We start from the raw sequence: 18,274 nt of genomic DNA, 5'->3' as shown, positions 1-18,274 counted from the left end.
CAAAGGAGGCCCGTGAGCTTTTTGAGGTCTTTGTAGAAAAGGCGCGGGAAAAGATAGAAAAGGTTGAGACCGGTATATTCCAGGCCTCCATGGATGTCCACCTCGTCAACGAGGGACCGGTGACGCTGATCGTTGATTCGAAGAAAAGCTCGTGATTGACAGTATATCGTATATAGTATTTCGTATATCGTAATAATTCTCAACCGATCCCAATATTTGAAATCCGGAACAGTTGATTGAAATAACCTTGTCCTCGCGAGCGGAGTGTGGCAATGCCATTCATCCCGACGCAAGTGCAAAAGATCCGTAATTTATGACCTTCCCATAAGTAATATGGTGAGGGGGGGTCGTTATTGCCTCGATATACTATATACGATATACGAAATACGATTGATCCTTTGAAAAATCTTGACAATATTTATGAATAATTTTAGTTTTCTTAGCAGAAGCGAGGTATGACATGGCAGAAGTGCAGAAAAAGAAAGAGATTCCCCATATCGATATCTACAAGGCATGGTGTAAGGCCTGTGGTATATGTGTGGCCTTTTGTCCCACAGAAACGCTCGCCCGCGATGAAGGCGGATATCCATATGTGAAATATCCTGAGAAGTGCATAAATTGCGGCTGGTGCGAGATCAGATGTCCTGATTTTGCCATTACCGTTGAGCGGAAGAAGGACGGGAAAAAAGTGAGGGATCAATTTGAAAAAGAAGGGCCAGAAAAAGGAACTGCTGCTCCAGGGCAATGAGGCGATCGTTGAGGGTGCATTAAGGGCAGGCTGCAGTTTTTTTGCAGGCTATCCCATTACACCGGCAACGGAGGTCTCAGAGCTCCTGTCTGTCAGATTGCCCCAACTGGACGGTACGTTTATTCAGATGGAGGATGAAATAGCGAGCCTCGGGGCTGTTATCGGAGCCTCCCTGGCAGGCGCGAAGGCCATGACCGCCACGAGTGGTCCGGGATTTTCGCTTATGCAGGAGAACCTCGGTTTCGCTATTATCGCGGAAGTGCCCTGCGTGATCGTCGACGCAATGCGCGGGGGGCCAAGCACCGGTCTTCCTACCATGCCCTCCCAGAGCGATGTTATGCAGGCGCGATGGGGGACGCACGGTGATCATCCTATCATAGCGCTCTGTCCGTCTACGATCCGGGAATGTTATGACCTTACCATTAAGGCATTTAATTATTCAGAAAAATTTCGTATCCCCGTAGTCCTTCTCGTTGATGAAGTTGTTGCTCATATGCGGGAGAAGATAGCCATTCATGAAGGTGAGGATATTGAGATCTTCAACAGGATAAAACCGACTGTCCCGCCTGAATGGTATATCCCGTTTGAAGATACACCAAAGGGCGTCCCCGCTATGGCGAATTTCGGCGACGGGTACCGGTACCATGTAACAGGCCTGACGCATGACATCAGGGGATTTCCGACTTCGAGACCGGATGAGATCGACCCCTTCATCAGGAGACTTTTCAGAAAGGTGAGCCAGAATTTTGCCGAGGTCCAGATCGGCGAATTTTATCAGACAGACGATGCCGAGATCACGATCATTGCATATGGTTGCGTTGCCCGTTCCGCACGGCGTGCCGCTGCAGACGGCCGTGAAAGGGGATTGAAGGTGGGTGTCCTCAAAATAAATACCATATGGCCTTTTATGAGGACGCAGGTCGAAAAGGTACTCAGGACCTCGAAGGTCGTAATCGTACCGGAGATGAATATGGGTCAGATCTCCCGGGAAGTAAAAAGGGTAAACAAAGGTGACGCCAAGGTCTTTACAATTAACAAGGTTGACGGAACGATCATTACGCCTCAGGAGATACTGAGCAGGATCAAGGAGGTGTACTGATGGCTGAGATTACACGGCTTATCCATGAATATCTGAGGCACGACAAGAAATTTCCCCACGTCTGGTGTCCTGGCTGCGGGATCGGGATCATGCTCGGTTCCCTTATCAGGGCAATTGATAAAACCGGCTACAAAAAAGACGACATCGTGCTTGTATCCGGTATCGGATGCACCGGCAGGCTGCCTGTCTATGTCGATTTCAATACCCTCCACACAACGCACGGACGGGCCCTTACGTTTGCCACAGGCATCAAGCTCGCCAAGCCGAGACTGAAAGTGATCGTCATCATGGGTGACGGCGATGCCGTCGCGATCGGCGGGAACCACTTCATCCATGCGGCGAGAAGGAATATTGACCTCACGGCGATCATTGTGAACAACAACGTGTATGGTATGACCGGCGGGCAATACTCGCCGACAACCCCATACGGGATGAAGTCCACAACGACTATCTATTCAAACGTTGAGCATGCCTTCAATATCTCGGAACTGGCCGTGACGGCAGGTTCCGTGTTCGTGGGCAGGGGAACGGTCTACCATGCGAAGCTCCTGGACAGCCTTATGGAAAAGGCCTTTGCGAAGGTCGGTTTTTCTGTCGTGGAGATCATATCGCATTGCCATACGCAATTCGGAAGACTGAACCGTATGGGTACCGCGGTGGAGATGATGCAGTGGCAGAGAGATCACGCGGTGACCGTTGAAAAGGCAGCCCAGATGAAGAAAGAGGAATTGAAGGACAAGTTCAAGATCGGAGTCCTTATCGACAGAGAATTGCCCGTTTATCAGGACGAATACGAAAAGGTGCGAAGGTGGGCAAAGGGATCGGAGAAGAGATGATATGAGTTATCGGTATGATATTCGTTTAAGCGGCTCCGGCGGACAGGGACTTATCCTGATGGGGATCATCCTCGCAGAGGCGATCGGCATCTATGACGGGAAATATGTTGCCCAGACCCAGAGCTATGGTCCTGAAGCGCGGGGTGGTTCAAGCAAGGCGGAGGTTGTTGTAAGTAATGCGGAGATCGATTATCCGAAGGCGCTCAAGCTTGACCTCCTCCTGGCAATGAACCAGAAATCATGCGATGATTATTATATGGATCTCAAACCCGACGGCATCCTCATCGTCGATTCTACCTTCGTGAAGCAGCTTCCCACACCGAGAGCATACCAGATCCCCTTTACCAGGATTGCGAGGGACAAGCTGAAGAGAGAGATGGTGGCAAATATCGTCGCCCTCGGCTCAATTTCAAAACTTGCGCCCATTGTATCCTCAAAAGCCATCGAGACTGCCGTACTGGCGCGGGTGCCGAAAGGAACGGAGAGATTAAACCGTGACGCGTTGAAGGCCGGGGTGGCTGCAGCCCAGAAGGTCAAGAAGATCTCCTTTCCAAGCGTTCCTGCCGGGTTCGAAAATGAAGATACATGAGTATCAGGCAAAGCAGCTATTCACGGCATACAATATCCCCGTGCCCCGGGGCGCAGCAGCAAAAACCACCGAAGACGCATTCCGGATAGCAGAAAAGATAGGCAAGGGCCCTTTTGTACTCAAGGCGCAGATCCATGCCGGAGGCAGAGGCAAGGGCGGTGGGATCAAGATAGTCAATGACCTGGGAGACGTGAAAAATACCGCCGCAGAACTTCTCGGTATGATCCTCGTGACGCCGCAGACAGGGGAAGAAGGGAAACCTGTACAGGCCTTGCTGGTAGAGGAGACCCTGTCGGTTGAGAAGGAGATCTATCTCGGGATCGTCATCGATAGGCAGAAGGCCTGTCCTGTCGTTATCGCCAGCGAGGAAGGCGGGATGGAGATCGAAAAGATCGCTGCCACAGACCCTGGAAAGCTCCTGCGGGAAGAGGTTGACTTCGCAGTCGGCCTCCGTCCTTTTCAGGCAGGGAGGATATTCTACGGCCTCGGGATTGACCAGTCGCTGTCGCGGAAGATGAGCACGGTGATCCTGAACCTCTTTCGTCTTTTTATCGAGAAGGACTGTTCACTGGCAGAGATCAATCCCCTTGTGGTCACCAAATCCGGAGAACTCGTTGCCCTTGATGCAAAGGTCACGATCGACGATAACGCGCTTTTCCGGCATCAGGATATGGCATCCCTCAGGGATGTCAATCAGGAGAACCCCCTCGAGGTGGAGGCGTCGAAGTTTAACCTCAACTATATCAAGCTGAAAGGGAACGTCGGCTGCATGGTGAACGGCGCCGGGCTTGCCATGGCGACGATGGACCTCATCAAGCTCGTCGGCGCCGAGCCGGCAAACTTCCTCGACGTCGGAGGAGGCGCAACGTCAGAGATGGTGAAACAGGGGCTGAAGATACTCCTCTACGATAAAGACGTGAAGATGGTCTTTATAAACATATTCGGCGGGATACTCCGCTGCGACACGCTCGCGGAGGGCGTTGTGAAGGCGGTGGATGAGCTGATCATCGACCTCCCGATCGTCATACGCCTTGAGGGGACGAACGTGGAGGCCGGCAGGAAGATCCTTGCCGGGTCAGGACTTTCCTTTACCGTAGCAACAGGGCTGAAGGATGCAGCATCGAAAGTCGCGGAGACGCTGAAGCAAGTAAACAACATGAAAAGTGAAACGTGAAAGGTGAAAACCTTGTCCCTCGTTACTCGTTGCTTGTCACTGGTTTGAACCAGTATCCAGCGACGAGTATCGAGTATCAAGTATCCGGTTCGCCATGAGCTATCAGCTATGAACTATGAGCTAAGACTATGAGCATTATCGTTGACGAAAACGCAAGAGTAATTATCCAGGGCATAACAGGCAGCGAGGGGGCGTTCCACTCAAAGCAGATGATCGGGTATGGGACGACTGTTGTTGGAGGTGTGACCCCGGGAAAGGGCGGTCAGATCTTTAACGGTGTCCCCGTCTTCCACACCATGCGGGCCGCAGTTGTGTCCACAGGGGCCAACGTTTCGGCGATCTTCGTGCCGCCTGCCTTTGCCGCTGACGCTATCATGGAGGCCGTCGATGCAAGAGTCGATCTCGTTGTCTGTCTTACAGAAGGCATCCCCACCCTCGATATGATCGCCGTAAAGCAATACATGAAGGGGAAAGACGTAAAGCTCATAGGCCCCAATACGCCGGGCATCATCTCGCCGGGGAAATGCAAGATAGGCGTAATGGCAGGGTATATCCACAAACCGGGCAAGGTCGGCATCATGTCGCGGAGCGGGACCCTCACCTACGAGGTCGTAGACCAGCTTACCAAGATGGGGATCGGCCAGTCCACCTGCGTGGGGATCGGCGGCGATCCGATCATAGGCCTTACCTTCGTCGATCTCCTTGCGATGTTCGAAAAGGACGAAGGGACCGATGCAATGGTCATCATCGGCGAGATAGGCGGCAGGGCAGAGGAAGAGGCGGCAGAATACTTCAGGGACAACATGAAAAAACCCGTTGTAGCCTTTATCGCAGGTCTCACGGCCCCTCCCGGCAGGCGTATGGGTCATGCCGGTGCCATTATCTCCGGCGGTGCAGGCGGAGCGGGCGGTAAGATAAAGGCCCTTGAATCAGCCGGCATAACCGTCGTAAAAAATCCCGCAGAGATCGGCGAAACCGTAGCAGCAGCACTGAAAAAACGCTAAACGTAAAACGTTCAACACAGATACATCATTTAAAGAGCATCGGCGTCGGACGTTTCCCCGCAAACACGCTCATTACGCTCCAGCGGCTTACATTCGCTCGCGTTCGGCTTCGGAACTTTTGCTTCGCAAAAGACCGAGCTTCCTCGCCTCACGACGGTTTGCTACAGGAAAGTCCGACACCGATGCTCTCATGGCGTATTCGGGATTAAAATATTCTATCTTTTTAGCCCCATTAAATATTCAACAAGATGGTGTACTTTCGTTGATGGATTATCTGTTCCACTTGTCTCGTGAAATGTTTCAATACCTTTTGCATGCGCAATGGCATCATTGATTTTATCAACATCGATATAGGATAGAAAATGCTCCGATCCTTTTTCATAGCCCGGTATGTACTGGTTGAGGTCTGATACAACGAGGGCACAATTAGAATCATCAAGGGGTGCAGAATATGGGTGTGTGGTATAAATGAAATGCAGGAGTAGCCAGAACTCGAAACATGGCACGGAAGTGATAGCGTGGATCTTTGCCTTTCCTCTAAGCCGGACAGATCGTATTTTATCGAGGGCTCCTTGATATGTAGTGTGTTTGTCTTTATCGAACACACAATATACACGATCAAAATCCTTTTCTTTGTTGTATTCTTCGATGCCGTACTCTACAAGACTTTTCGGATCAAGCCCACCTCTTTTATCTGCAATTACCACATTTGCCCTGTTAAGGCCAAGCTTGATTCTCAGCCACCCAAAATAGTTCGGTTCAGTCTTTTCCCCTTCGCAGACGATCAAGATCCTTTCGTAGGAATCGCGACGGGCTATTTTCCGGCGATGCTGTTCAGCATTTTGTGCTTTACGCTTATGAAAAAGATCATCGGAACCCATTAATGCCTCAGGTCTCCGATAAGCGGCAGGGCGCCGTAGCGGCCCTGCAAGTATCTTTTTTCGAGGGCCTCTTTTTTGCGTGCACGGAAATCGCTTAAGGGATACATGGTTGTGGCGTTACTCTTTTCCTTTTCCATAAACCAGATCTGATCGCGCCGGAAGAGTTCCGCATCGAGCAGCGATGTATCGTGTGTGGTAAAAATTAACTGGGCGTTATGCGGATTTGTTTTACTATTGTGCAGGGTTTCAATGAGGAATCGTACAAGCAACGGATGGAGGCTCGTATCCAATTCGTCGATGAAAAGAACGCGGCCTTTCGCCATGACATCCAGCCAGGGGCCTGCGAAAGCAAAAAACCTTTGCGTTCCATCCGATTCATCAGAGATGTCAAAAAAAACAGGTTCGTTTTTATCATCACGGTGTTGGAAACGGATAAGAGGCACCCCTTTTTCATGCAAATCTTTTACCATTTTTTCTTTCAACTTTTGCGGAATACCCGATGGTAAAATTTCTGGAGGGATAGGGATTTTCTTCAATTCAACATTAATCCCGGAGATACTCAAATCCGCAGAATTCATAAATTCCATAATCTTGGCCTTACCTTCCTCGGAAGCACACTGGTCAATGGAAAAGTTCAGATTGATCGGGTCTCGAGGCAAGATGACCGCGAGCTTATGTTGGAACCATTCAAATACCGGCTTCAGTTGTTCGTTGTTAAGCTGGATTGCTGTTGACAGAAAAAGTGCATTCTTTCTCGTTGACTCTTGCCAGAGCTGTTTTCGGCCTGTGAATTTACTTCCGAAATACCAATTATCCTTCCCCTTTTTATCATCGTAAATACGTTGAAACCACCGCTGCTGTTTGCCCTCCGGATAGGCAAGGAGCCATTCCTCTGTTACCCGCTCGGCGTTAAGCGCGAATCCGTACTGATATCTGACACCATCCTGAATAAAAAAGATTTCAAACTCACTTGGCTTTGTCCGGGCATCAGAAGAGAGGGCAAAAGGCATCGTATTGATTCGCTGTCCCTCCTGATGTTTGTGAGACTGAAGAACGAAACTCTGCATAAAATGGATTGCCCTGATCAGATTGCTCTTGCCAGCCGCATTCGGTCCGTAAATAACTGCTGTGCGCAATAATTTAGCCAGACTCCCTACACCGGAATCAAAGCAGTTTTCTTCCACCAGATCGTTGTAATATTTACTTGAAACCATGCTGAGGGTCTGGGTTTCTTTAATTGAACGGTAATTTGTCGCTTTAAATTCAATAAGCATAGCTTAATTTCCTTTAAAATGCAATTTTAAGCTAATTATTGCATATATTGTGCAATTGTCAAGTATAAATTATATAATAAGTTAAAATAATGGAAAACTAACAGGCAAGCCGTTTGAGCCATCGATCTTATTTAAAAACGTACCTCTATACCCTATCATAAAAAAGATCACAAAAAAGTATATCGGTTTTTGCTATGCAATATCAGCAATAACAATTTATCATTGATTTTGTTCACGATCACGCTCTGTTTTGTCAAAAAAGTTTTTGTTGTTTTTCTATCAGTGGGTGTAGTATTGAATAAAGGACAAGTTGGTATATTAATCGTTATGTGAAGGCGAGCAAGACGATGAAACAGATACCATCCTATCTTACGCGGTTCTTCGAAAAAGAAGAGTATGCACTCGACTTCATTAGAGGTAAGATCAGATTCGGTTCCCTTTCTTATTACAGGCACTACGAAGGAAGCCGAGGGGACAAGACGGAAGGACTTCAGTTCTTCACGTGGGACAGGGGTATACGATACCAAGGTTCCTCCGTACACGAACACTATATCCTGTGCACGTCAGGTCCTGATGTAGACATATACAAAATGAAAACGGAAATGGGCCAGGTAGTCGTCCGGATCGAAAACCCGCAACTGCTGCTGGAGAAAATAAGGAGTGCTTGGTCGGATCACCGACTTTCAATAGGGGACCGACCGGCAGAAATTGCTCAGGTCGTATACGATAAAGGAGGAGTTCACGAAGCAGACCCATTTCTGATTGCCCCACCAGTCTACATGCAGAAGCCAATGCAACCCTTTGCTGGAGAAAAGGAATGGCGTTACGTATTGACGTGCCGCCTCCAAACAGAAAGGACGGCAAAGCGCTCAGAAACCAGACCAGTGCTGGAATCCTCCTCGGGTATCTATTATTTCGAAGACAGTAGTTTTGACGACCACCTAGAGTTGAATATTGGCGACTGCGGTGAAATATGCCGGTTTACATAGTTATCAGGTCTGCTTGACCTCTACAAGAAGCAAGCAGACAGGATACGGATTTTCTCTATGCTTCGGCTTTCGGGAAGAAAAAGCCAATCTTATGGCTATTGGCTGCAATCAATCGACGGGAATCGGCACCTGCCTCTGGTTGAGCCTGATGTTCGACAAAGCCGACACGCAATTAGGGAGCTATGATTAAAGGAATTAAACTACGAAGGCTTGGCTACAGAACAAAAAAGGAACTTAACAAGCTTACTGCGAAGACTATTGGTGGCGAGATAAGCGCAATGGAGATAGAGGTTGAACACTGCAAAGCGATGTTGGATAAAGCCGGAGGAATCCGTGAAACTGATCGACGCAGAAGTGTGGCACTGGAGGCGAGGGCCGGGGATCTTCTAAGACAAATCGCTGAGATCAGAAAGTCGGATCAGAGCTACGAAAGACACCTACTGGGGCTTGGCAAACGGAAAATGTCTGCGTCTGCGGCTCGGAGAATTGAGGAGATCGAACACGCCATAGAGCGCAAGAAAGAAGAAATAGCCCTTATTCTGCCCTATCGATGCGAAACAAAGGACTTGAGACCGGTCAGTTACTATGAATCCACGATAAAGGTCTTCGAACAGGCGATCAAGCGCTACCGCACATACCTTTCCACAAAGCAAAAAAAGGAGAATAGAGTTGCCACTTGGAGAGCGCTCGCGGCTCGAAAAACCGGTACATCCCGTGACATCGCGGCATCCGTTAAGAGACAGCTTTCGACCTACAAGTATTGTCCTTACTGCGGAGGGCCCCTTGGTACAGAACCCCATGCTGATCATATTTACCCCATCGCCAAAGGAGGGCTCTCGCTCGATTCAAATATGGTCATTGTATGCAAAGAATGTAATCTCAAGAAGAAGGATATGACGCTTGGTGCCTTCATGCGTAAATACAAACTCGACCCGGAAAAGATCAAGCAGGCTTTGTTGATTTTGAAAAAGGATTTTTGACAATCATGATAGGACACATAACCCATCATTCCACCGGACGCGGCAGAATGTCGGGCTGCTTTCGGCCCGTTTCCCGGCTCTTTGCTATTTGATGGTTGGGTGTCTCGCAGGGATAGGCCGCGCCGGTGAATTTTTTGTTAGGGGAGAAATGAATGAAAAGATACCAAAAAGAAATGTCTGACCGGATAGATGCCATGTCGGTTGAGCAGGCCCGACTGGCTCTCGCCTCTGGCGTCTTCGGCGACATAGGAAGCCCAAATCATGCTTTTGCATCTTCTTGGCTGGCTGCCAAAGAAGCATCTATGCGAGAAGCCAGAGAAGCCGATACGGCTGCACTGCTTCTCGCCAAGGTCGTCGAGGAAGAAGCTGCAGAAGCCACAGCGCAGCGCTCCGCTCCCGCGGCTGAGGTATGGAAGATCATACAGGCGGAATATGGAGTCTCCAAGAAGATGTTTGGGAAAAAGATCAACTTCGTAAAAGACAAATTCAAGAGAGAAATCATCTTCAGAGACATAGGGCAAGCCTTTGTCCTATCACGCGAAGGATTCAGTAAACCTTCCCTGGTCTTGGCAGGGAGTGTTATTGAAGAGATGTTGCGACTTTATCTTTATCACAAGAATATCAGGCCCACACGAAACAATCTTGATTCTTACATAAAGACCTGTGATGAAAACGACCTCCTGAAAGAGGCAATTCACAAACTGGCAGATTCTGTTCGCCAATTTCGCAATATTGTTCATCTGGAAAAGGAGGCTTCGGCAAGACACACTATATCGAAGACCACGGCTATAGGTGCTATCGCATCGATATTCACGATAGCGAATGATTTTATGTGACCCCTAACAACCGCATGAACCGGATCGCGTACCTCCCCCACTAAAGTAGACACCCTCGACTAACGAGAGGAGGGAGTGTATAATGCGTGCAACATATCATCGGTTTCACTGGTCTGTATATCCAGCTTGCAGCTGTCAGCCGTCAGCTAACAGCAACAAACCTGTTCATTGTGTTTTTTGTGTAATCCCAGATATGTCATCAGAGAGCATCGGTGCCGGGATATCCCGGAGCAAACCGTCGTGAGGCGAGGAAGCTCGGTCTTTTGCGAAGCAAAAGTTCCGAAGCCGAACGCGAGCGAATGTAAGCCGCTGGAGCGTATGAGCGTGTTTGCGAGGGATGCCTCGACACAGATGCTCATCCTAAGACTGGAAACTCCGGGATTGTTTTATAGCCCATTAGTACAAAAACATCGGTTTGCCGAGGGTCTCCCGTACCTTGGGGCGGTAGTTTTTTACATCGTAAAGGGCGGTCACATCGACCCGCTTTTTGGCAGTGATGACCATATCTAAGGGCACCGTGGTATAGACGGCTTGCTGGAGCGCCACCATGCGGCCTGTGTTCCCCATGGCGATCTGATCCAGAGCAAGGTTCCCGTAAGAGACGGCAACCATGCGGTCAAGGGAATCAGGAGTGCCGGAGCGCATGATATATGCCAATTGCTGATAGATGATATTGATGCCTGTCATCTGCTTAATGTCCTGGGCTAAAATGTAACCGATCCCGCCAAGCTTCTTGTGTCCGTAAGCGTCTTTCTCGCCGCCTTCAAGCGCGGTTCCACCGATGGGATGGGCGCCCTCGGAGATGGTCATGATCGCATAATTAGAGGGATTTTTCGAGCGGTCGTCTACAAGAAAACGAACAAGCTGATCCATATCAAAAGGCACCTCTGAGATCAGGGCGCGATCCACGTCTGCAAGATAGGCAGCAAAAAGCGAGGTCTCGCCGGAGTTTCTCCCGAATAGTTCCACCACGCAGATCCGTTCATGCGAGCCGGCTGTTGTTCGCAGGGCATTAATAGCATCTACCGAACGGGTAACGGCTGTCGAGAAACCGATGCAAAAATCAGTGCCGAAGACATCGTTATCCATGGTCTTGGGGATGGCGATAACCTGAACATCTTCTTTCTGGAGGCGGCAGGCGTAACTTAGTGTGTCATCGCCGCCAATAGGGATGATCGATCCTATGGATAAAGATTTGAGCACGCGCATGACGTGGGGCGTACAGTCAAAGGTGCCGTTCGGGTTCGGTATCCGTTCATCCTTTGATACAAAATCAGGTATCTCATCAGGCTTCATGCTGCTGGGATTGGTACGTGATGTATGCAGCATGGTTCCCCCTGTGCGATCAATCGTCCGCACGTTATCCACGGTCAAAGGCATGGTGTATTTCTCTGCGGTATCGGGATCATCAGGATTGATATACAGAAGGCCCATCCAGCCTTTTCTGATCCCGACCACTTCAATGTGTTGTGAGTGGGCACGTACTACCACCGCTTTTATGGCAACGTTCAACCCCGGGACATCACCGCCGCCTGTAAGTATTGCAACCCGTTTTCGTTTCGTCATGTATCGCCCCCTTTGAGTTTATATATAGATATAGACTTGCGCTGCGATATTGTCAAGCAATCAGCGACAACACCCGTAAGGCGTGAGGCGATAAACCCCGTGAATCGTGAGTCGTAATTCGTAAAGGGAGAAAGACTGTACGGCACAGGAAGAGCGGGTTGTCATTGCGAGCGGAGCGCGGCAATCTCGTTCAATAAATCATATTTTATGAGATCGCCACGGCTTCGCCTCGCGATGACAACAAAGAGTGTGGCTCCTCGCGATGACAGTAAGGTTCTGAACGTTGAACATAGAACATAGAACGTTGAACGTTGAACATAGAACGTTGAACATAGAACATTGAACGTTGAACGGATTTTTTGTCGTTACTTGAGAAGTACTTCCACGATCTCTGCGGCGTCACGGACGAGTTTTGCGCAGATGGTATTTTTGAGATCCTTTTCCTTGAAGGCCTGCAAGCCTTCCGGTGTGCCGGGATGGACACCGAGGAGTTCCCTGCATACAATGGATTGATTTCGTTCTTTAAATTTTTCCACGAATTCATGGACGAGTTGATAGGTCTTTTTTTTAGCAGTTCCATCATCAGCCTTTGTCTGTCCGTATTTCAGCCCTATGAGCATGAATGCACCGGTGACAGCACCGCAGGTCTCGCCTATCCGCGCCATGCCGCCTCCGAAGGCGCCGGCAACCTTGAGGGCGGTTTCTCTGTCCAGACCCATTTCGGTCGCGTATGTTGAGAAGATCGCCTGGGAACAGCTAAAGGTTTCTTTAAAACAGGACAAGGCCTCATCAGGTTTATTCATAGGGTTTAGAGGTTACCTTGATTTTTCGTCTCTTTTCAGCTTGAACGACGGCTCCTTTTTATCCTGCTCATCTGATTTAATCTCCGACATCTTGATCTTGAGCCGCAGGTCATTCGGACTATCCGCGTAGGCTATGACATTATTGTAATCGATAACACCTGACTGGTAGAGATCAAAGAGATGCTGGTCAAAGGTCTGCATACCTTCGTTGTAGGAATCTGCCATTGTCTCCTTGATGAAGTGAATTTCACCTTTCAGGATCAGGTCCTTCACCCTCGCGCTGTCGAGGAGGATTTCGATAACAGCGACCCTTTTCCCTTCGGGAGTAGGGACAAGCCTCTGTGATATGATGGCCCTCAGGTTCATGGAAAGCTGCATAAATATCTGGAGATGCCGTTCTATGGGGAAGAAGTTCAGGATCCTCTCGATCGCCTGGTTCGCATTGTTCGCGTGCAGCGTCCCAAGACAGAGGTGCCCCGTTTCAGCAAAGGTGATGGCGTCTTCCATCGTTTCCGTATCCCGTATCTCGCCGATGAGGATCACATCGGGCGCCTGACGCAGGGTATTTTTCAGCGCGTTCATAAAATTATGGGTATCAAAACCGACCTCGCGCTGTGTAATGACACTCATCTTGTGGTTATGGACAAACTCGATAGGGTCTTCTATCGAGATGATGTGGCCGCGCTGGTTTGCATTCCGGTGATCGATCATTGCGGCAAGCGTGGTCGATTTACCGCTGCCGGTTGCGCCGACGACAAGGACAATGCCGCGCTTGGTCATGACGACATCTTTCAGCGTATTCGGCAGGCCGAGCTCGTCGATGGTCTTGATGTTCAGCTTTATCTGCCTGATAACAAGGCCCGCGTGACCTCTCTGCCTGAAGATGTTGACCCTGAACCTCCCGAGGTCAGCATAGGAAAGGGCAAGGTTCATCTCGAGTTCTTCTTCAAAGATCTTTTTCTGTTTGTCGTTCATCACTGAATCGGCAATCCTCTCGGTGTCTTCTTCAGTTAAGGGGGTTTCACCGTACGGCAGGGTTTCTCCTTCAACCCGGTACATCGCCGGGATGCCCACAGTGAGGTAAATATCCGAAGCATCCTTTTCCACCATGTGTTTTAAATATTCTAAGATCTCTGCCATAGTATCACCTCGGGGTAGGAAGATAAAAGGCAACCTCATCTTTTGTGACAAGGTTCTTTGCTACAAGATCCTGACAGGCTGCTTCCATTGTCTGCATTCCGATTGCCTTGCTTGTCTGCATGATCGATGGGATCTGGGCCAATTTGTTCTCACGTATCAGGTTCCTGATCGCGGGGTTGGCGACCATGATCTCGTATGCTGCAATCCTGCCTCTGCCATCCTTTCTTTTAAAGAGCGACTGCGAGATAACCGACTGGAGTGACTCCGAGACCATTGCCCGTACCTGGTTCTGCTGCCCTGAGGGGAAGACGTCGATGATCCTGTCCACTGTATTTGGTGCGCCGCTTGTATGCAGGGTCCCGAAGACAAGGTGACCTGTTTCTGCAGCGGTAAGGGCGAGGGAGATCGTTTCCAGGTCCCTCATCTCACCGACGAGTATCACGTCAGGGTCTTCACGGAGGGCGCTCCTCAATGCGTTCGCAAAGCTCTTGGTATGAGGACCAAGCTCCCTCTGGTTTACAAGGCATTTTTTCGATAAGTGAAGAAATTCTATAGGGTCCTCAACGGTGAGGATATGACCCTTTTCTTCATTATTGATAAAGTCGATAATCGCAGCCAGGGTAGTTGATTTGCCGCTTCCTGTAGGGCCCGTGACCAACACGAGTCCCTTCTCAAGCCGGGCAATGTCCATGAACACCTTGGGCAGACTGAGTTCCTCGAAGGTAGGGATTTTGGTCGGAATGTTCCTGAAGACCGCTGCATCGCCCCGGTACTGTTTGAATACATTGACCCTGAACCTCGCAAGCTCACCGAGGGCAAAGGAGAAATCAAGCTCGTGATCCTCTTCAAAGACCTTTCTCTGAAAATCGTTGAGCACATCATATACCATATTATGCACGTCATCTTTGTCGAGCGGCGGCATATCGATCTTTGTCATCTCCCCGTGAATCCTTATGACCGGCGGCTCACCGGAACTGATATGCAGGTCAGACCCTTTGCTGTCAACGACAAACCTTAATAATTCAGCAACATCCATAAATGCCCTCCTAATTCTCTATTAGTTCGATCTCTTTCAACGTCGGGAGATCCTCCAGGTTGTTCAAGCCGTATATTTCCAGAAATTTATCTGTGGTCCTGAATACGAGCCGTTTCCCCGTATCGCCATCCCGCCCGGCTATCTCGATGAGCCTTCTCTCGAGAAGCTGTTTCACCGCGCGTGCCGAATCGACACCCCTGATGGTATCGACCTCCTTTTTTGCTACAGGCTGTTTGTATGCCACGATGGAGAGCGTCTCAAGGACCGATTTCGTGAGGCCCACATCCTTTTCTCTCACGAATCTCCTGGCCCATTCACGATAGTCAATCCTTGTCCTCATCTGGTAACCGCCGCTGACCTCGACGATCTCAACGGATCGCTGCGATTCGTTGTATTCGTGAACCAGCTCCCGCAATGCCTTCTCAATCTCTTCAGGAGGAAATTCCGGAAGTTTTTTGTGAAAGAGTTTCAGCGAGACAGGTTTCGGTGACGAAAAGAGGATTGACTCAATGACCCTTGTTAGTTCCATCCTTACAGAAACTCCCTGACCTTTTGTATTATCCGCGCAGTATCCTCAGGATACTGAAACCAATTTACGTCCTTTTCCTTGGCAAACCAGGTAAACTGTCGTTTGGCATAGTGCCGGGTATGCTTCTTTATATCTTTTACCATATCTTCATAACGAATGAAACCTTTTATGTACAGCAAAATTTCCCTGTACCCGATGCTGGAAAAAGGCTTCAGTTCTTCCTTGTAACCCATAGAGAGTATCCTTTTTACCTCTTCGACCCATCCCATGGCAAGCATCTCATCGACCCTCCGGTCGATCCTTGCGTATAGTTCACCTCTATCCTTTTGCAGACCTACCTTCAGGACGTTATACCGCGGCTCTCTGAAACCGTGGTCCTTTTCCAGGTTTGTTACCGTCATCCCCGTGAGGGTATAGACCTCCATTGCCCTCACCAGCCTTATCCTGTCCCTGTGGCTTATCCTCATGGCATATGCACGGTCTATCTCTTTCACCTTTTCATAAAACCTGAGAGGGTCATCATGATACTCGCCATGGAGGCGTTCCCGTAAAAGGCTATCCCTTGGGGCTTTAAACAAACCGTATATGAGCGCCTTCATGTATAATCCGGTACCACCGACGACGACAGGCACCCTGTTCCTTGACCAGATCCCCTCAATCACACGGTCTGCCGATTCCTTAAACAGCGCTGCATGGAAATCACCGGAAGGTTCAATAATATCGATAAGATGGTGGGGGATATCATTTCTGGCACCGATGTCTGCTTTGGCAGTGCCTATGTCGAAGTACTTATAGACCTGCATGGAATCACCGTTGACGATCTCCCCGTGAAACGTCCTCGCCAGATCGACTGAGAGGGCGGATTTCCCGGTACAGGTTGGGCCTATGACTGCAATAACCTTCCTTGTGTTTGATAACATCTGCATTATACAGTATAATATTTCTCCCTATGTATTCAAGAGCTGTCAAACTGGCCATTCTGCTTATTCTCGTGCCGGCGTTATTCGGAGCAGGTTTCGGATACGCCCTTGTGAACTATCTTGAGATCCCTGATGTAAAACAGCTCGAGTCATACAGGCCCAAATCGGCTACCAGGCTCTATGCCGATGACAGTACGTTGTTTGCGGAGATCTTTGTTGAGAAGAGGATACCTATCCCGATCACTGCGATGCCGAGACACCTCAAGTATGCCTTTATCGCCATCGAAGATGTGAGGTTCTACAACCATTTCGGTGTTGACTTCCGGGGAATAGCAAGGGCGCTGTACCGGAACATCATTAAGAGAAGCGTCACAGAGGGCGCCTCCACGATCACCCAGCAGCTTGCCAGAAATCTCTATCTTACGCCCCGGAAAAGCATGAAGAGGAAGATAGAGGAGGCGATCCTTGCTATCCAGATAGAGCGGGCATATTCAAAGGACGAGATACTCAACATGTATCTCAACCTCATCTATCTCGGAGAGGGGGCCCACGGCGTTGAGGCTGCGAGTTATACATATTTTCATAAAAAGGCCAGGGACCTGACCATTGAGGAATCGGCAACTCTGGCCGCCCTGACGAAATCTCCCTCAAGGCTCTCACCGTACAAAAATCCGCTCAAGGCAATCGAAAGGAGAAACGTTGTCCTCAGGAAGATGTATGATGCGGATTTTATCAGCAAGAGTGAATATCAGAGGGCCGTTCATACCCCTTTGGTCCTTGCCCCATTCAAGGCCTATGAAAAGAAGACGGGGTATTTCATTGAGTACGTGAAACAGGCCCTTGAGGAGTATATCGAAAATCCCCAGGAGATATACACAACAGGTTTCAACATCAAAACGACGGTCAACCTCCAGATGACACAGTACGCATACGAGGCGATAGAAAAAGGCATCCAGGGCTACCGGAAAAGACATCCAAAGGTGAAGGAACTCCCCGAGGTGGCGCTTGTCGCCATGGAGGTAAAAACAGGAGACATCAAGGTTCTTATCGGGGGAAAAGATTTTTCTGTTTCGCCATACAACAGGGCTGTTCAGGCGAAAAGGCAGCCCGGCTCAGCATTTAAACCGATCATATACCTCGCCGCCCTGGAGCAGGGCTATACACCTAACGATATCCTGAGGGACGCGCCTGTTTCATTTACCAACCCTTATACCGGCGTTGTCTGGCAGCCCAAAAATTACAAAAACGAATACCACGGCAATGTGACGGTGCGAAGAGCCCTGGAACTCTCCCTGAATACTGCGTCGGTGCGGTTGCTTGATAAGGTGGGTGTTGAGAATGTCATAGAGCTTGCGAAACAGCTGCATATTAACAGTAATTTTGAACCCAATCTTTCTCTTTCACTTGGTACAACAGAGATTGCACCCCTGGAGCTTGCTGCGGCTTATGCCACCTTTGCGCGGGGAGGATCCTACCTGCCGCCCGTTGCGATCAAGGCAGTGGCAACAATCGACGGTGAAGAAAAGTATCGTGAGGAGGCCATTGAAGAACCGGTTGTTTCTACGGAGATAGCCTATATGCTTGTCGATATTATGAAGGGTGTTATCAAGAACGGCACTGCAAGAAGCGCCGCCTCCCTGCCTTATATCCTTGCGGGGAAGACGGGAACGACTGACGATTTCAGGGATGCCTGGTTTATCGGATTTTCACCAAACCTCCTCTGTGCCGTCTGGGTAGGCTATGACAAGAAAACAAATCTCGGCAATAAGGAATCAGGGGCAACGGCAGCGCTGCCCATATGGATAGATTTCATGTCAAAGGCGCTCCCGCATTATCCTAACGAGGATTTTCCGCAACCAATGCCGGGATA

18 protein-coding genes are annotated in these 18,274 nt (G+C 49.4%); 10 read left to right on the top strand and 8 right to left on the bottom strand.

Annotated features, from left to right (window positions below):
* Positions 1-460: 460 nt before the first annotated feature.
* The 6 genes from PHU49_02890 to sucD all read left to right on the top strand — a co-directional run bounded on the left by PHU49_02890 (position 461) and on the right by sucD (position 5,450).
* Complete coding sequence (locus tag PHU49_02890; GenBank protein ID MDD5242943.1) at positions 461-748, top strand: 4Fe-4S binding protein; 288 nt, start codon at positions 461-463, stop codon at positions 746-748.
* Entirely contained in the window at positions 702-1,847 is a 1,146-nt protein-coding gene (locus PHU49_02885; GenBank protein ID MDD5242942.1) for a 2-oxoacid:acceptor oxidoreductase subunit alpha, read from the top strand. The genes PHU49_02890 and PHU49_02885 overlap by 47 nt, the downstream gene beginning before the upstream one ends.
* The gene (locus tag PHU49_02880; GenBank protein MDD5242941.1) at positions 1,847-2,683 is read left to right on the top strand and encodes a 2-oxoacid:ferredoxin oxidoreductase subunit beta; all 837 of its coding nucleotides are present in this window, start codon (positions 1,847-1,849) and stop codon (positions 2,681-2,683) included. Before PHU49_02885 ends, PHU49_02880 begins: the two co-directional genes overlap by 1 nt.
* 1 nt (position 2,684) lies before the next feature.
* A complete protein-coding gene (locus tag PHU49_02875) occupies positions 2,685-3,272 on the top strand; it encodes a 2-oxoacid:acceptor oxidoreductase family protein (protein MDD5242940.1) in 588 nt (195 codons plus the stop codon).
* Positions 3,259-4,446 carry an ADP-forming succinate--CoA ligase subunit beta gene (sucC, locus tag PHU49_02870; GenBank protein ID MDD5242939.1) on the top strand — a complete coding sequence of 396 codons (1,188 nt, stop codon included), beginning with the start codon at positions 3,259-3,261 and terminating at the stop codon, positions 4,444-4,446. The genes PHU49_02875 and sucC overlap by 14 nt, the downstream gene beginning before the upstream one ends.
* A gap of 128 nt (positions 4,447-4,574) precedes the next feature.
* The gene (gene sucD, locus PHU49_02865; protein ID MDD5242938.1) at positions 4,575-5,450 is read left to right on the top strand and encodes a succinate--CoA ligase subunit alpha; all 876 of its coding nucleotides are present in this window, start codon (positions 4,575-4,577) and stop codon (positions 5,448-5,450) included.
* Between the two features lie 215 nt (positions 5,451-5,665).
* On the opposite strand, the gene PHU49_02860 is transcribed toward sucD, so the two are convergent.
* A complete protein-coding gene (locus PHU49_02860; protein ID MDD5242937.1) occupies positions 5,666-6,331 on the bottom strand; it encodes an RloB family protein in 666 nt (221 codons plus the stop codon).
* Positions 6,331-7,605: an ATP-binding protein gene (locus PHU49_02855; protein MDD5242936.1), complete on the bottom strand. Its 1,275-nt coding sequence runs from the start codon at positions 7,603-7,605 to the stop codon at positions 6,331-6,333. Before PHU49_02855 ends, PHU49_02860 begins: the two co-directional genes overlap by 1 nt.
* 347 nt (positions 7,606-7,952) lie before the next feature.
* Here PHU49_02855 and PHU49_02850 point away from each other — a divergent pair, with 347 nt between their 5' ends.
* The 3 genes from PHU49_02850 to PHU49_02840 all read left to right on the top strand — a co-directional run bounded on the left by PHU49_02850 (position 7,953) and on the right by PHU49_02840 (position 10,410).
* Positions 7,953-8,594, top strand: a complete 642-nt coding sequence (locus PHU49_02850; GenBank protein ID MDD5242935.1) for a hypothetical protein — start codon at positions 7,953-7,955, stop codon at positions 8,592-8,594.
* 182 nt (positions 8,595-8,776) lie between these two features.
* On the top strand, positions 8,777-9,574 hold the full coding sequence (locus tag PHU49_02845; protein ID MDD5242934.1) for an HNH endonuclease: 798 nt from the start codon (positions 8,777-8,779) through the stop codon (positions 9,572-9,574).
* Between the two features lie 152 nt (positions 9,575-9,726).
* Complete coding sequence (locus PHU49_02840; GenBank protein MDD5242933.1) at positions 9,727-10,410, top strand: hypothetical protein; 684 nt, start codon at positions 9,727-9,729, stop codon at positions 10,408-10,410.
* Positions 10,411-10,806: 396 nt separating this feature from the next.
* Here the strand turns inward: PHU49_02840 and PHU49_02835 are convergent, their stop codons facing one another.
* The 6 genes from PHU49_02835 to miaA form a co-directional block, all read right to left on the bottom strand.
* Complete coding sequence (locus PHU49_02835) at positions 10,807-11,976, bottom strand: ATP-dependent 6-phosphofructokinase (GenBank protein ID MDD5242932.1); 1,170 nt, start codon at positions 11,974-11,976, stop codon at positions 10,807-10,809.
* Between the two features lie 365 nt (positions 11,977-12,341).
* Entirely contained in the window at positions 12,342-12,779 is a 438-nt protein-coding gene (locus PHU49_02830) for a C-GCAxxG-C-C family protein (GenBank protein ID MDD5242931.1), read from the bottom strand.
* A 12-nt stretch (positions 12,780-12,791) separates the two neighbouring features.
* A complete protein-coding gene (locus PHU49_02825) occupies positions 12,792-13,919 on the bottom strand; it encodes a PilT/PilU family type 4a pilus ATPase (GenBank protein ID MDD5242930.1) in 1,128 nt (375 codons plus the stop codon).
* A gap of 4 nt (positions 13,920-13,923) precedes the next feature.
* Positions 13,924-14,955: a type IV pilus twitching motility protein PilT gene (locus PHU49_02820; GenBank protein MDD5242929.1), complete on the bottom strand. Its 1,032-nt coding sequence runs from the start codon at positions 14,953-14,955 to the stop codon at positions 13,924-13,926.
* A 10-nt stretch (positions 14,956-14,965) separates the two neighbouring features.
* Entirely contained in the window at positions 14,966-15,484 is a 519-nt protein-coding gene (gene scpB / locus PHU49_02815; GenBank protein MDD5242928.1) for an SMC-Scp complex subunit ScpB, read from the bottom strand.
* Positions 15,485-15,486: 2 nt separating this feature from the next.
* On the bottom strand, positions 15,487-16,404 hold the full coding sequence (gene miaA, locus PHU49_02810) for a tRNA (adenosine(37)-N6)-dimethylallyltransferase MiaA (GenBank protein ID MDD5242927.1): 918 nt from the start codon (positions 16,402-16,404) through the stop codon (positions 15,487-15,489).
* A gap of 29 nt (positions 16,405-16,433) precedes the next feature.
* Between miaA and PHU49_02805 the strand changes: the two genes are divergently transcribed.
* The coding region (locus tag PHU49_02805) for a PBP1A family penicillin-binding protein (protein ID MDD5242926.1) at positions 16,434-18,274 on the top strand (1,841 nt) is incomplete at its 3' end.

It is taken from the genome of Syntrophorhabdaceae bacterium (assembly GCA_028713955.1).
Lineage (GTDB): Bacteria > Desulfobacterota > Syntrophorhabdia > Syntrophorhabdales > Syntrophorhabdaceae > UBA5609.
The sequence above is the reverse complement of the archived record's forward strand: the minus strand, read 5'-3'. Positions and strand labels throughout refer to the sequence as shown.